Below are 14,876 nucleotides of genomic sequence, written 5' to 3'. Positions count from 1 at the left end.
TGTTTCACCTTTTCTTTATAACACTATTCACCACCCGTATGGAGGAAACCAATTTGTTTGTCGAAGTAAATACATCCACATTCCAAATATGGGATGAACGTCCTTTGTGCAGGATAGTACCTACTGCCCTTACAGTATCTCCCTCGTGTGCAGAGGAAATGTGGTTTCCACTGACTTGCATTCCCACGACAATTTCGTCGGGTTCGCAGATTATCATGGAGCCGAGTCCTGCGACGGTTTCGGCCAAAGCGAGGGTGGCACCGCCGTGCAAGATGCCGAAAGGTTGGCGGGTACGGTGGTCTACCGGCATGGTTGCTTCTACACGTTCTTCCGAAGCGTACGTATATTGGATGCCCAAGTTTCCCATCAATGCGTGGCGTGCCCGTTCGTTCAGCAAGTCGAGGGGAATCTCTGCCGCATGTACTTCTGCCAATATTAGTTTTTCTACGGCCAGAGCCACTCCATCTTCTGCATTCGATGTGGTCACATAGTCTGCACAGACTTTTACCGAGTCTTGTGAATGTCCCATAGCTACCCCCATGCCGGCCAATTGGAGCATGGTCACATCGCATACGCCATCTCCAATGGCGATGACTTCTTCCCGTTTTACTCCCAAATGTTCTAACAGGACGCCTAAGGTATTTGCTTTATCGACTCCGCAGGGCACTACTTCTAAGAAGTAAGGCTCGGAACGGAATGTGTCCAAAGTTCCGGCCAGACGCCTTTTCCAATGTTGTTCCAGCCCGACCAAAGCTTCCTCCTTATTGCTCACCAGCATACATTTGCATGGTGCAAAATCTATGGCAGTGGAGAATTCTTCTTCTCTGATTATTCTCAAGTTATTCAGTTGGGCTTCACGCTTTATGTGTTCATTGTTCGGACTGTCTGTTATGATGTTGTCATCATGGTAGGTAAAGATGGCAAAACCGTTCTTGCGGGCTTTCTTTTCCAGATAAGGCAGCATTTCCGGATTGATGCGGCGTTCAAACAGTATTTCTCCGTTCTGCGCCTTTATTATCTGGCAACCATTGTAGGAGAGTACGAATCCTCCATAATTACCTAGTTCAAGGACCTTGGCCAATGGCATCAGCCCGTAAGTCGGCCTACCGGATGCCAAGACTATGCGCACTCCCATTTGCTGTACCTTCAGCAAAGCTGCTAATGTTCTTTTACTGATTTCTCTTTCATCATTGAGTAGCGTTCCGTCTACATCAAGAACCAATAATTTATATTTCATGGCAACTCAATTTTGGGGTTATTATGTTACAAAGTTAGAAAAATGACTGTTAAAACGGTAATATTCGTTTTATTGTTTACTGAATTTTCTTTTATTTATTCTATCTTTGCCTGCGTTTTGTTCCGCATTCTCTATCCGGAGAAGCGGATGAAAAGGGAATCGGGTGAAAGTCCCGAACAGTCCCGCTGCTGTGAGTTCCATGTTCGGTGTATCATACTTGTGCCACTGTCTTTCAGAAAGGATGGGAAGGCGATGCACCGGGAACGAGTCAGAAGACCTGCAAAACAAAGTCGAAAAATTGTCCATTCGAGGAAAGTGGGCAGTGCGCAAATGGTTTTAAGATAATCTTCAATTATTCTATGTCAGGAAGGACTAAGGTACAATTGGTCTGTGCCGTTTTCTTGAGTGTAAGCATGTTCCGGCTCTCTGCCCAGGAAGTGGGGGGAGATACGATTACGGGGAAAGTGTATCAGATAGAGAAAGTGACAGTGACAGCACGTCGGTCACCCAACAAAGTAACTTCTGCCGTACCCGTACAGACTATGTCACAGCAGGATATCAGCCGGTTGGGAATACAGAATATGGCAGATGCCGTGCGGCGCTTTGCCGGTGCCAATGTCAAGGACTATGGAGGTATTGGAGGATTGAAAACGGTTTCCATCCGCAATATGGGGGCGGCTCATACGGCTGTCAGTTATGATGGGGTGGCGGTGAGCAACTGTCAGGCAGGGCAGATAGACATCGGACGTTTTTCATTGGACAATGTTTCCATGCTTTCGCTCGCCATCGGGCAGTCGGAGGACTTGTTGCAGTCTGCCCGCTTGTATGCATCGGCCGGTGTGCTGGGCATAGAGACGGAAAAGCCTCATTTTGACGATGGACGTAATGCCGCTTTCCAGGCACGGGTGCGTGGCGGTTCGTTCGGAATGGTCAGCCCTTCGCTGCGTTGGTGGCAGAAGTTGGGCGGTCGTACACGCGTGGCGGTAGATGCCGGTTATATGAGGGCGGACGGGAATTATCCTTTTACGCTGGTCAATGGCAAATATGTGACGGAAGAGAAACGTAATAACTCCGGCATCTATTCATGGCAGGGCGAAGCCACCCTTTATCATACGTTCAAGGATGGCGGTGAACTGGATGTGAAAGGCTACTACTTCTATTCCCGTCGGGGACTTCCGGGGGCGGTTACACTCTATAATCCTCTTTCCGATGAGACACTTTGGGATGAGAATACTTTTGTACAGGCACGTTATAGGAAGCATTTTTCGCCCCAATGGAGTTTGCAGGCGCAGGCAAAGTATAATCATGGCTGGAACAAGTATAAGGATGAAGGCAAGGAATATACCGACGGATATTATCGGGAAAATCACCGGCAAGACGAGTATTATATCTCCGCGACCGTTCTCTACCGTCCTCTGGAAACTTTGACCCTTTCGTTGGCGCAGGACGGAGTGATGAACAAGCTACGCAACAGCTTGCCGGAATGTCCTTTCCCCACAAGATATACTTCTATCAGTGCTTTCAATGCACGCTATCGGCAAGGATGGCTCACGGCCACCGCTTCGTTGGTGCATACCGCCACGTCGGAGCATACAGAGAAGGGTACGACTCCCGACGATTTCCATCGTTTTGCCCCTTCTCTGTCGGTCAGCATGCAGCCGTGGCAGGACGAGTCACTGTATCTCCGGCTGATGTATAAGAGTACGTTCCGTCTGCCCACTTTCAATGACCTCTATTACTACCGGCTGGGCAACCGCAATCTGCGGCCCGAGAAAGCGGACGAATATAATGTCGGTATCACATGGAGCAAATCCGGATGGGCTGTGTTCGATTATATTTCCTTTACGCTCGACGGTTACTACAACGATGTGACGGATAAGATTGTGGCTTTTCCCACCACCTATGCGTGGAAGATGGCAAACTACGGCAAGGTACATGCCGCAGGTGTGGATGCCACTTTGGCCGCCACTGTACCCTTGACAAAAAAAATAAAACTGGTTATGTCGGGCGGATATACGTGGCAGAAGGCCATTGACCTGACCGATGCCGATGCCAAGAACTATAAAGACCAATTGCCTTATACCCCTCTCCATAGCGGAAATGCGTCTGCCATTGTGGAAACGCCGTGGGTGAATGTGGGCTACTCGGTGGTGGGAGTGGGAAAACGCTACTATTTGTCGCAGAACCTTCCGGAGAATGAGATTGAGGGGTATTGGGAGCATACGATGAGCCTCTCTCATGAGTTTGCTTTGGGCAGTTGCCGACTCCGGTTGCAGGCTGAGATTATAAACCTGACCGATGAACAGTATGACGTGATAAAATATTATCCTATGCCGGGCCGTTCGTGGCGGCTGACGGGGACCTTTAAGTTTTGAGTCAGCCATTTATAAACAATAAGAAATAATTATAAACAATAACAACAGTGATTATGAAAGTAAGAAGTTTATTATTCGGTATGCTCTGCATGCTTGCTTTGGGTGCCTCTTTGGTATCTTGTAGTGACGACGACGATGATTCTCTGGATGATGACGGGTCGAAGGTGACACTGCCGCAGACGCGTGTCTATATTCTGAACGAAGGCTCTCAAGGGGCCAACAATGCAGGACTTGCCTTTTATGCACCCAATAAGGATGCGGATTTTATCAGTGATATCTACAAGACCCAAAACAATGCCAAGTTGGGTGACCTTGGTCAGAGCATGATTGAGTATGAAGATGAAATATATATAGCCGTTTATGGCTCTAATTATCTGACCAAGCTGAATGCTGCAGGTGTGGAGTTGAAACGTGTTTCGTTCGTAGGCGACAACGACCTCAGTGCTGGTATTCGCTATATAGATGCTGAGGATGGGTATATCTATGCTTCCTTTTGGGGAGGAGCAGTGGCTAAAATCAATGCGACAACGTTGGAGGTAGTGGATAAATTGACCGGACTTGGTGACAATCTGGAAGGTGTGGCAATCTGTGAGGACATGCTTTATGTTTCGAATAGTTGTACTGCTGACTATACTTATCACAATGATGTTAAAGTGATAGACTTGCGAACATTCACACTAAAGGAAACATTGACAGTGGCTTCCAATCCCAATACACAAATGCTGGAAGAGGACGACAAAGTGTTCCTCATTTCTGATGATTATTCTTCTGCAGAGGGCTATGTGCTGCAGATGATTGAGCCGGCCAAAGGCAACAAGGTTACCAAGATAGGCAATGCCACTTATATGGCTGCCAATAATGATATATTGTATCTGGTGAATTCAATGACGGACTGGAGTACTAAACCGGTTACAACTGTCAACACTTTCTTTACTTACAACATCAAGACGGGACAGATGAATAATGCTTCTTTCCTGAAAGATGCTCCTGCTGAACTTGTATCGAGTACATTGCATATGTTGACAATAAACGACAATAACGGTGATATTTATATCAGTACTTCCGATTTCATTACGAACGGTACCATCTACCGTTTCAAGAAAGACGGTACGTTCATAGAAAAGTTCGATGCAGGAGGTGTCAATCCTAATTCCGCTGTTTTCTTTAATTAATGTCGATGAAAAGGAACAGCTTTCTTATCTGCATACTCGCAGTCTTGCTTCTTTTCTCCTGCGGGGGAAGGGGCAAGACTGCCTCTGCTTTGCCCGACGGTGACACCATTCCCTTACGTTATGCGGAGAACCTTACCTTAGTGTCCTATCCCGACTATACCCTTGCCACCCTGCGCAATCCCTGGGATACGTTGCACACGCTGCATACCTATATCCTGGTTCCTAAAGACCGTGAACTCCCGGCACATCTTCCGGAAGGTACCGTGGTGCGTACCCCGCTCTCCAAATCGGTCATTTACTCTTCCGTACATTGCGGGTTGATGGATAATCTGGGCGTGTTCAGTAGTATCGGCGGCGTTTGCGACCTGAAGTACATTAAGCTGCCGGCCGTGCACGAGGCTTGCCGTCGGGGTATCATTGTCGATTGCGGCGATGGTATGAATCCCGATATGGAACGTATCATCGACCTGCATCCCGATGCCATTCTTCTATCTCCGTTCGAGAACAGTGGTGGTTATGGCCGTATCGAGAAACTGGATATTCCCATCATCGAATGTGCCGACTATATGGAAACTTCCGCTTTGGGCCGTGCCGAATGGATGTGTTTTTACGGGCTGCTCTTCGGGGCTGCGCCACAAGCCGACAGTCTGTTTGCCGAGGTGGATAGCTGCTACCGGCGCCTCAAGATGCGTGCAAAGCTTTCCTCCACCTCACTGTCCATTGTCAGCGAGATGAAAAGTGGTTCGGCATGGTACGCTCCGGGAGGGCGTAGCACTATAGGAAGGCTTTTTCAGGATGCTTGCGGGCGTTACGCTTTTGCCGACGATACCCACAGCGGTTCTGTTCCTCTGGCTTTCGAGACCGTTTTCGACAAGGCGGGCGATGCCGACGTCTGGCTGGTGAAGTACAACCGTGACCGCGATATGACCTACGCTGATTTGGAGGCGGATTATATCGGCTACACCGGTTTTAAGGCTTTCAAGACCCGGAATGTCTATGGTTGTAATACGGCGAAAGTTCCTTTCTACGAGGAGACTCCGTTCCGTCCCGATTATTTGTTATCCGACCTAATACAGATTCTGCATCCCGAAATAGGAGATTTGGGAGGTTTGCGCTATTTTTGCAGACTGAAGGAGTGATGAACACAGAGATACGGAACTTTTGTGAAAGTAATAGAAAACTCTGTGCCTCCGTGTCTCTGTGTGCTAAATAATGTAACTATGAGTAAAGGCTGGAAATATGGTATCGGGCTGGGAGTAGTAATCTTATTGCTTTTTGCGGGCAATCTGCTGGTGGGGTCGGTTTCGATTCCGCCTGCCGATGTTTTCCGTATCCTGCTCGGTGGAGAGGGGGAGAAGGCAAGCTGGAGCTTCATCCTTTGGGAATCCCGTTTGCCCCAAGCGCTGACGGCGCTGCTTTGCGGTGGCGCATTGGCTGTCTGCGGACTGATGTTGCAGACGGCTTTCAAGAATCCGCTGGCAGGACCATCCATTCTGGGCATCAACGCCGGGGCAAGTCTGGGAGTGGCCTTCGTCATGCTGCTGTTTGGCGGCAGCATCACGGCAGGGGTGTTCAGTCTGTCCGGCTTCTTCTCCGTACTGCTTGGCGCATTTATCGGAGCCATGCTGATTATGGCACTTATCCTTTTCTTTTCCACGCTGATAAAGAGCAATGTCATGCTGCTGATAACGGGTATCATGATAGGCTACATCGCTTCTTCGGCCATTGCCCTGCTGAACTTCTTTGCTACGGCAGAGGGGGTGCAGTCCTATATGATATGGGGGCTGGGCAACTTCGGTGGAGTTTCCCTACAGCAGATGCCGGCCTTTGCGCTGGTCACTATTGTGGGACTGTTCGGCTCATTATTGTTGATAAAGCCCCTGAACGCCTTGTTGCTGGGAGAGCGCTATGCCGAAAATCTAGGTGTAAATATCCGCCGTGTGCGCAACTGGCTTTTGATTATCACCGGGCTCTTGACGGCTGTCACCACCGCTTTCTGTGGTCCGGTCGCCTTTATTGGCCTGGCCGTGCCGCATGTGGCCCGCATGATATTGGGGACAGCCAATCACAATTCCCTATTGCCGGTCACCATCCTGAGTGGCGGTGCAGTGGCACTGCTTTGCAACTTGATTTGCGTCTTGCCCGGCGAAGCGGGTATTATCCCCTTGAATGCCGTCACGCCCATTATCGGTGCGCCGGTCATCATCTACGTTATTCTGAGCCAGCGGAAGCCCCAACAATTCAACTAAGCTATTGCCGACAGCTTGACAAGTTTTTGCCTTACTATTGGCAAGACTTTGCCACCGCGTTGGCAAACTTTTGCCATAGGCATGGCAAAGTTTTGCCAAACCTATGGCAATGTCTTGGCAAAATTTCTCTCTGATTATCAACGTGCTACTTTTTTTTGTATTTTTCTCTCCATTCTATAGGGTTTTATCTTCCTCACCGCTCTTATTAATAGAAACCCCTTAAAAACATGCCTTATGAAAAACTTTGTAGGATTTACACTTGGGTGTTTGTTTGCATTCTTATCTTCGGGTATCACCCCGTTGATGGCGCAGGACGCGGCAGTGAACGAGCTCGTCATCACCGGTACGGTCAAGAATAAGGACAGCAGGAAGAAACTCGAAAACGTGAACGTCTCTGTTGTCGGCAACAATATCGGAACGGTGACCAATGCCGACGGCACATTCTCCTTGAAAGTAGCGGAAGCGGAAGCTTTCCGTGGACTGGAAGTCTCCCATATCGGCTATCTCACTACACACCTCTCTCTGGAAGAACTTGAAAAAACGGGCGGGCTGACCATCTGGATGATACCGGCTCCCAATCTTTTGAGCGAGATTGTGGTCTATGGCAATAATCCCCGCGTCATAGTGGAAGAGGCCATCAAGAAAATTCCAGTAAACTATTCTGGCAATGACAACATGCTGACCGCCTTCTATCGGGAAACCGTGCAGAAGCGCCGCCGCTATATCAGCGTGTCCGAGGCAGTGATGGATGTCTATAAGACGGATTATAACTCCCGCGATGTGGACCGCGACAAGGTGCAGCTGCTGAAAGGCCGCCGCCTGCTGAGCCAAAAGCAGAGTGACACGCTGGCTGTGAAAGTGGTGGGAGGCCCCAATTTGTCCCTTTATCTGGACATTGTGAAGAATGGCGATGCGCTGTTGAGCACGGACAATCTGGACTATTATGAATTCCGTATGGAGGACCCCGTCAATTTGGATAACCGCATGCAGTATGTGGTCAGCTTCCGTCCGCGGGTCAGCCTGATGTATGCCTTGTTCATCGGGAAACTGTATATAGACTACGAACGGCTTTCCTTTACACGTGCCGAGTTTGGCCTGGACATGGCAAACCGGGTGAAGGCAGTGGAGGCCATTCTGCATAAGAAGCCCGTCGGCTTACGGTTCCGCCCGCAGGAAGTCACCTATCTGGTGACCTACAAGCAGCAGGGGGCCAAGACTTACCTGAACTATATACGGAATGTCATCCGCTTTAAATGCGACTGGAAAAAAAGGCTGTTCTCCTCCAGCTACACCGCTTTCTCTGAAATGGTGGTGACCGACAGGACGGAAAGCCCTCTCTCCGGCATCTCCAACAAGAACACCTTCAAACGGAAGCAGGTATTCTACGACCTGGTGGATGAGTACTGGAACGAAGACTTCTGGAGGAACTACAATATCATAGAACCTACGGAATCCCTGGAGAATGCAGTCAGCAAATTGCGGAAACAATCCAATTGATTATCTGATAGTTTTCCTTATATTTGGAGCAACCGAGAAAAAACACCGTGTATGCTGGACGAACTGATGATACTGGCCAGAATAAAGGAGGGCGATATAAAGGCGTTCGAAGGAATCTTCCGCCGGTATTATTCCCCTCTTTGCTGGTATGCTGCGGGCATCACGGGTGATACGGCGTCTGCCGAGGAAATTGTGGAGGAGCTGTTCTACGTGCTGTGGAAGAACCGGGAGCGGTTACAAGTATTCCAGTCCGTGAAAAGCTATCTCTACCGTTCTGTGAGGAATGAAGCCGTGCAGTTTTGTGAGCATCAGGAGGTCAAGGAGCGCTATCGGGCATCTGTCCGTACGGAGTCCGGGCCGGGCTATTCGTCCGACCCCCACGCGCATTTGGAGTACGAGGAACTACGGACTCTCATCCGGCATACGCTCGACAAGCAGCCCCGGCGCCGGCAGCAGATTTTCAGGATGCACCGCATGGAGGGGAAGAAATATGCAGAGATTGCCTTGTCGCTTTCGTTGTCCGTCAAGACGGTGGAAGCGGAAATGACCAAGGTACTCCGAACCTTACGAAATGAAATTGATAATTATATCCGGACACAATGATGGAAGTAGATAAAAAGAAGACAAGGACCGACGAGGCATGGGTACGGCTTTATGCCCGCTTCGAAACGGACTGCCTGCTGCCGGCAGATGCGGAACATGCTCCGGCAATGCACCGCAGGCTTTACCTCAAGTGGGGGAGCGTTGCGGCAGCCGTGATTGCCGGAATCGTATGTTTTGCCGCATGGTGGGCCGTACCGGAACAAGGTGGGGACAGTCGTAGCTTGCTGACGGAGGAGAACCGGGAGAAGCCCACACTGGTCAAGACCCTTGAAGACGGTTCGGTGGTATATCTGGCGCAGGAAAGTACGCTGAAGTATCCCGAACATTTTGCGGAAGACAAGCGGGAAGTGAACCTGCAGGGTGAAGCCTTCTTCGATGTGGCAAAGAAACCCGAGCAGGCTTTTACGATTGAGACGGCGAGGGTGCGTGTGGAGGTGCTGGGCACGGCTTTCAATGTCAGGAGCAATGAAGGGGCCCCCTTCAGCTTGTCCGTGAAGCGCGGGAAGGTGAAGGTGCTGCTGAAACAAGAGGAACAGACGGTCTTTGTAGAGGCGGGAGAAACGGTTATCTTGCAGGGGGGCAGTCTGCTCGTCAGCGAGACGGAGAATCCGGAGCTCTTTGACCGTTACACCAGCAACATCCGTTTCAAGGACGAGTGCCTGGAGGATGTGCTGCGTGCTATCAATAAGGAGTCTGCCGGCTGGCAGATAGAAGCCGCGTCGCCAACCCTGGGCAAAAGGCGGCTGACGGTCGAATTTTCGAATAACTCCCCGGAGTCTGTGGCCGAGCTGATATGCTGGACGTTCGACTTGAAGTGTACACGTCAGGGCAATAGACTGATATTGTCGGAACAATGAATTCAATGAAATGCTTCATTCTCCATTTTTCACTCTTCATTTTCTTCCTGGCGGGCAGTGCAAGAGCGGACGGAGGCGATGTGCTGGACCGCATCGTCCGGCTGCCCGGAATGAAGGGAACGGTTTATGCGCTGTTGGGGAAAGTCTCGGAGCAGTCCGGCTATCTGTTTATCTATGACAGCAAGGTCATCCATAACGACTCAGTAGTGAGGGTTAGGAAGCAGGAGTGTTCCGTGAGACAGGCCATTCATAGGATAACCGGCAGTCGGAACCTCGAATTGAAGGTATTAGGCAACCATATATTGATAACACGGGCGGCAGAAAGGAAGAGTATGGAAGAAACGGTACTCCTGCCGCCCCGACCGGCGTATTCCACCATTGCCGGAATCCTGTTGGACAAGGAGACGGGAGAGCCCGTCGTCAGTGCGTCGGTCATCGCACAAGGAACCTCACTGGGTAACATTACCAACCAGAACGGTGAATTCCGGCTCAACCTGCCCGACTCGTTGAGGCGCTGCATGCTCTCCTTCTCCCATCTGGGTTATGTGGGGCAAACGGTGGAAGCCTCTGCTTTGGAAGGACGCAGCAATGTCCTGAGCCTTGAGCCGAAAGTCATTTCCTTGCAAGAAGTGCTTATCCGCCTGGTGGAGCCTAAAAAGCTGCTTCGCGAGATGATAGAGCACCGGGATAGGAACTGCTCCACTTCTCCGGTCTATCTGACCACCTTCTACCGGGAAGGTGTACAACTGAAGAACAAGTTCCAGAGCCTGACGGAGGCCGTTTTCAAGGTCTACAAATCACCGACGATGGAACCCGGACAGAAAGACCAGGTGAAACTGCTCAAGATGAGCAAGATAGATAACCGGGAGCAGACGGACAGTGTGCTTGCCAAAATCAGCTCCGGGGTGGAGGCGTGTCTGCAGTTGGACATCATGAAGAATCTTCCCGACTTCCTCTTGCTGGAATCCGGCGAGGAACTTTATACCTATACTTCGGGCGACATCGTATCGGTGGACGACCGTACTGCCAACGTCGTCTATTTTGAGCAGAAACGGGGGGTAAAGGAACCTTTGTTCTGCGGAGAACTCTATATAGACTCGGAGAACAGCGCCTTGCTACGCGCTCGCTTCGAAATTCATCCCCGGTATGTGAAGGCTGCCACACGGCTTTTCGTGATACGCCAGGCACCGAAAATCAAGCTGACAACGGAGAAACTTGTCTATACCGTCTCATACAAACCTTGGAACGGTACCTATTATGTCCACCACATCCGTGGCGACCTTTACTTCAAGATGAAGAGAAAACGCATGCTCTTCAGTAATCCCACTCTGTATACCTGGTTCGAGATGGTGACTTGCCGGATTGACGGGGAAAACGTGACGCGCTTCCCGCGTGCGGAACGGCTGCCGGTGCATACCGTCTTCTCTGAAACCGACTTCAAGTATGATGCCGATTTCTGGGGCGACTTCAATGTGATTCCGCTGGAAGAGGAGCTTGGAAAGATTATCGAGAAGGTCTCCCTGAAGATAGAGCAGACGGAAGCTCCGTAAACATGGCCCTCAATCGTTTGCGGTGGTTAGATTGTATATTCTACACTAAAATTATCTCTATTTTGTTTTTTTATTGTAATTTTGTCCCCGGTATTAGTTTAAATTTAAAGATTGTAACTATGAGATTACCTGAGGACCCGGTGATGCTGTACAGCTTCATCAACATGAAACTGCGTGATTTCTATCCTTCGCTGGACGCGCTCTGCGAGGATATGAACGTAGAGAAAGAGGACATTGTACGAAAATTGAAGCTCGTGGGATTTGAGTATAATCCTGCAAAGAACAGATTTTGGTAAATAATGTTTCTGTATAAAACAACTCCCGTTGCTTGTTGTTGTAAAGCGCAAGTTAACGGGAGTTGTTTTGTTATGGAACTATGGGATAAGGCAGAACGTCTTTGGACGAGGGTCAAGAACTGGAAAACAGTACGCGGCTGGCACATCTGGAAGTTGAAGCTGGTGGATGCCCGGTTGTATTTCGTCAGCATGTTTGTCGGTTTGCTGACGGGACTGGTCGCTGTGCCCTATCACTATCTTCTCTATTATCTGTTCCACCTCCGCAGTGGTTTCTTCGCTTCGCATCCGGCCTGGTACTGGCACATTCCACTCTTTCTGTTTTCTTGGGGCATTCTCGTCTTCGTCATGTGGCTCGTGGGGAAAATGCCGCTTATCGGCGGGGGAGGTATTCCGCAGACACGCGGCGTGATTAACGGGCGCATCACTTACCGGCATCCTTTCATCGAGATGGTATCCAAGTTTGTAGGGGGCATTCTGTCCTTCTCGGCGGGGTTGTCTTTGGGGCGCGAAGGGCCTTCCGTGCAGATAGGCTCTTATGTGGGTAGCCTGGTATCCCGCTGGACTCATATCCTGAAAGGCGAACAGAAACAGTTGCTGGCAGCCGGGGCGGGAGCGGGGCTCGCTGCGGCTTTTGCAGCGCCACTGGCTTCCTCGCTCATTGTAATAGAATCCATTGAACGCTTCGATGCCCCTAAGACGGCCATCACTACCTTGCTGGCGGGTGTTGTGGCAGGAGCCGTGGCAAGCATGGTCTTTCCTGTGAATCCTTACCATCTGATAGAAGTAACGGAACCGGTTTTCGCCTTCTTTGTCCAGATGAAGTATTTCTTGATATTGGCGGTGATTGTCTCCGTATGCGGGAAGTTCTACTCCTCCACCATGAATGCTTTCAGGCATGTGTATGCCAAAGTCAATTCTCCGGCGTATGTCAAGATGTTCTATCTGGTGCTGGTGGCCTACATCATTTCGCTGATGCAGGTCAATCTGACTGGAGGCGGGGAGCAGTTTCTGCTGGCCCAGGCACAGAATGGCAGTACGCAGATTATGTGGGTGACGGCCGTCATGTTGCTGCATTTTGTCTTTTCAGTTTTCTCTGTCTCTTCCGGATTGCCGGGCGGCAGTTTCATTCCGACGCTGGTTACGGGAGGGTTGTTGGGACAGATTGTCGGTCTGGTAGGAGTGAGGTACGGTGTCATCGGGCAAGAGAATGTCAGTTATATCATGCTTGTTTCCATGTCGGCTTTTCTGGTGGCCGTGGTCCGTACACCGCTCACGGCCATTGTGCTGATTACGGAGATTACGGGGCATTTCGAGGTCTTTTACCCTTCGGTGGTTGTTGGTGGGTTGACCTACTATTTTACGGAACTTCTGCAAATGAAGCCTTCCAACGTCTCCCTCTATGAAGATATGATTCATGCTCCCGATTTTAAAGAAGAGAAACGCTATACGCTTTCAGTGGAGATTATGACGGATTCTTATCTGGACGGGAAACTGGTGGACGAACTGTCCCTGCCGGAGCGTTGCGTCATTATCAATGTACATCGGGATGGAAAAAATCTGGTCCCCGCAGGAACTCGTTTGATTCCGGGGGACCAGGTACAGATTGAGATGGACTCGCAGGACATAGAGAAACTCTATGAACCGCTTGTCAGTATGGCGAATATCTATTAAGCCAGATTGCCTATCTCGTCCAGATTCTTCTGGATGTCGGCATCCGTCAGCTCGTAATTCACTAAATCGCCGGACAAATACTTGTCGTAGGATGCCATGTCGATAAGTCCGTGACCGGAAAGGTTGAACAGAATCACCTTCTCTTCACCCGTTTCCTTGCATTTGTTTGCTTCGCGGATGGTTGCGGCAATGGCATGGCAGGACTCGGGGGCGGGGATGATGCCCTCTGCTTGCGCAAACAGACAACCGGCGTCGAATGATTCGAGCTGCTTGATGTCCACCGCTTCCATATAACCGTCTTTCAGCAGTTGTGATACGATGACACCTGCACCGTGATAGCGTAGGCCGCCGGCATGGATATTGGCAGGGGCAAAGTTGTGTCCCAGTGTAAACATGGGCAGCAACGGAGTGTATCCGGCCTCGTCTCCGAAGTCGTATTGGAATTTGCCGCGTGTCAGCTTCGGACATGAAGCAGGTTCGGCGGCGACAAAGCGTGTTTTCTTTCCTTCGAGGATGTTGTGGCGCATGAAGGGGAAGGCGATACCGCCAAAGTTGGAACCTCCTCCGAAGCAGGCGATGACGGTGTCGGGATATTCACCTGCCATTTCCATCTGCTTTTCGGCTTCCAGTCCGATGACGGTCTGGTGCAGGGCCACGTGGCTCAATACGGAGCCGAGGGTATATTTGCAGTTGGGAGTGGTCTGTGCCAGCTCTATGGCTTCGGAAATGGCTGTTCCCAGCGAGCCCTGATAGTTGGGGTGGGCGGTCAGTATATCTTTTCCGGCGCGGGTAGACATGGAGGGAGACGGGGTAACCTGCGCACCGAATGTCTGCATGATGCTGCGGCGGTAGGGCTTCTGCTCGTAACTGATTTTCACTTGATAGACAGCAGCTTCCAGCCCGAAAAGGCGGGCGGCATATGCCAGGGAAGCTCCCCATTGTCCGGCACCGGTCTCGGTGGTCACGTTGGTCACTCCCTCCTGCTTGCAATAGTATGCCTGCGGGATGGCGGAGTTCAGCTTGTGCGAGCCCATCGGGCTGACGCTCTCGTTCTTGAAGTAGATATGTGCCGGTGTGCCGAGCGCTTTCTCCAATCCATAAGCGCGCACCAGCGGAGTGCTGCGGTAGTATTTGTACATTTCGCGGACCTCTTCGGGGATTTCAATCCACGTGTCGGTCTGATTCAGTTCCTGGCGGCAGAGTTCCTCGGCAAAGATAGGATACAAGTCTTCTGCTTTCAGCGGTTGCTTGGTGCCGGGGTGAAGCGGTGGCATGGGCTTGTTCACCATATCGGCTTGTATGTTATACCAGTACTGTGGGATTTCCTCTTCCGGGAGAATGAATCTTTTCTTTTTGTTGCTCATAGTGG

12 protein-coding genes and 1 riboswitch are annotated in these 14,876 nt (G+C 50.5%); of the genes, 10 read left to right on the top strand and 2 right to left on the bottom strand.

The window, feature by feature from the left end:
* Window positions 1-4: 4 nt before the first annotated feature.
* Window positions 5-1,237, bottom strand: coding sequence for a Cof-type HAD-IIB family hydrolase (locus DWZ03_RS05520; protein ID WP_057089719.1), 1,233 nt, complete (start codon window positions 1,235-1,237; stop codon window positions 5-7).
* A 100-nt stretch (window positions 1,238-1,337) separates the two neighbouring features.
* A riboswitch (cobalamin riboswitch) is annotated at window positions 1,338-1,537 on the top strand.
* Window positions 1,538-1,596: 59 nt separating this feature from the next.
* On the opposite strand from DWZ03_RS05520, the gene DWZ03_RS05515 reads away from it, so the two are divergent.
* The 10 genes from DWZ03_RS05515 (at window position 1,597) to DWZ03_RS05470 (ending at window position 13,507) form a co-directional block, all read left to right on the top strand.
* A complete protein-coding gene (locus DWZ03_RS05515; RefSeq protein ID WP_120129130.1) occupies window positions 1,597-3,612 on the top strand; it encodes a TonB-dependent receptor plug domain-containing protein in 2,016 nt (671 codons plus the stop codon).
* A gap of 53 nt (window positions 3,613-3,665) precedes the next feature.
* Complete coding sequence (locus tag DWZ03_RS05510; RefSeq protein ID WP_016272788.1) at window positions 3,666-4,784, top strand: YncE family protein; 1,119 nt, start codon at window positions 3,666-3,668, stop codon at window positions 4,782-4,784.
* 5 nt (window positions 4,785-4,789) lie between these two features.
* Entirely contained in the window at window positions 4,790-5,923 is a 1,134-nt protein-coding gene (locus DWZ03_RS05505) for an ABC transporter substrate-binding protein (RefSeq protein ID WP_044468140.1), read from the top strand.
* An 81-nt stretch (window positions 5,924-6,004) separates the two neighbouring features.
* Window positions 6,005-7,033 (top strand): iron ABC transporter permease, encoded by a 1,029-nt coding sequence (locus DWZ03_RS05500; protein WP_016272786.1) that lies wholly within the window; start codon window positions 6,005-6,007, stop codon window positions 7,031-7,033.
* Window positions 7,034-7,267: 234 nt separating this feature from the next.
* Entirely contained in the window at window positions 7,268-8,530 is a 1,263-nt protein-coding gene (locus DWZ03_RS05495) for a carboxypeptidase-like regulatory domain-containing protein (RefSeq protein WP_044468135.1), read from the top strand.
* 51 nt (window positions 8,531-8,581) lie between these two features.
* The gene (locus DWZ03_RS05490) at window positions 8,582-9,133 is read left to right on the top strand and encodes an RNA polymerase sigma-70 factor (protein ID WP_005831734.1); all 552 of its coding nucleotides are present in this window, start codon (window positions 8,582-8,584) and stop codon (window positions 9,131-9,133) included.
* Window positions 9,130-9,990, top strand: coding sequence for a FecR family protein (locus DWZ03_RS05485; RefSeq protein ID WP_044468136.1), 861 nt, complete (start codon window positions 9,130-9,132; stop codon window positions 9,988-9,990). Before DWZ03_RS05490 ends, DWZ03_RS05485 begins: the two co-directional genes overlap by 4 nt.
* Window positions 9,987-11,540 (top strand): carboxypeptidase-like regulatory domain-containing protein, encoded by a 1,554-nt coding sequence (locus DWZ03_RS05480; protein WP_120129128.1) that lies wholly within the window; start codon window positions 9,987-9,989, stop codon window positions 11,538-11,540. The genes DWZ03_RS05485 and DWZ03_RS05480 overlap by 4 nt, the downstream gene beginning before the upstream one ends.
* A gap of 119 nt (window positions 11,541-11,659) precedes the next feature.
* Window positions 11,660-11,836 carry a DUF4250 domain-containing protein gene (locus DWZ03_RS05475; RefSeq protein WP_005832662.1) on the top strand — a complete coding sequence of 59 codons (177 nt, stop codon included), beginning with the start codon at window positions 11,660-11,662 and terminating at the stop codon, window positions 11,834-11,836.
* Window positions 11,837-11,908: 72 nt separating this feature from the next.
* Complete coding sequence (locus DWZ03_RS05470) at window positions 11,909-13,507, top strand: ClC family H(+)/Cl(-) exchange transporter (RefSeq protein WP_008665015.1); 1,599 nt, start codon at window positions 11,909-11,911, stop codon at window positions 13,505-13,507.
* Here DWZ03_RS05470 and DWZ03_RS05465 read toward each other — a convergent pair.
* Window positions 13,504-14,871 (bottom strand): TrpB-like pyridoxal phosphate-dependent enzyme, encoded by a 1,368-nt coding sequence (locus DWZ03_RS05465; protein WP_005831725.1) that lies wholly within the window; start codon window positions 14,869-14,871, stop codon window positions 13,504-13,506. The genes DWZ03_RS05470 and DWZ03_RS05465 overlap by 4 nt on opposite strands.
* Window positions 14,872-14,876: the final 5 nt, after the last annotated feature.

It is taken from the genome of Bacteroides sp. AF29-11 (genome assembly GCF_003602895.1).
In the GTDB taxonomy this organism is placed as follows: domain Bacteria; phylum Bacteroidota; class Bacteroidia; order Bacteroidales; family Bacteroidaceae; genus Bacteroides; species Bacteroides uniformis.
The sequence above is the reverse complement of the archived record's forward strand: the minus strand, read 5'-3'. Positions and strand labels throughout refer to the sequence as shown.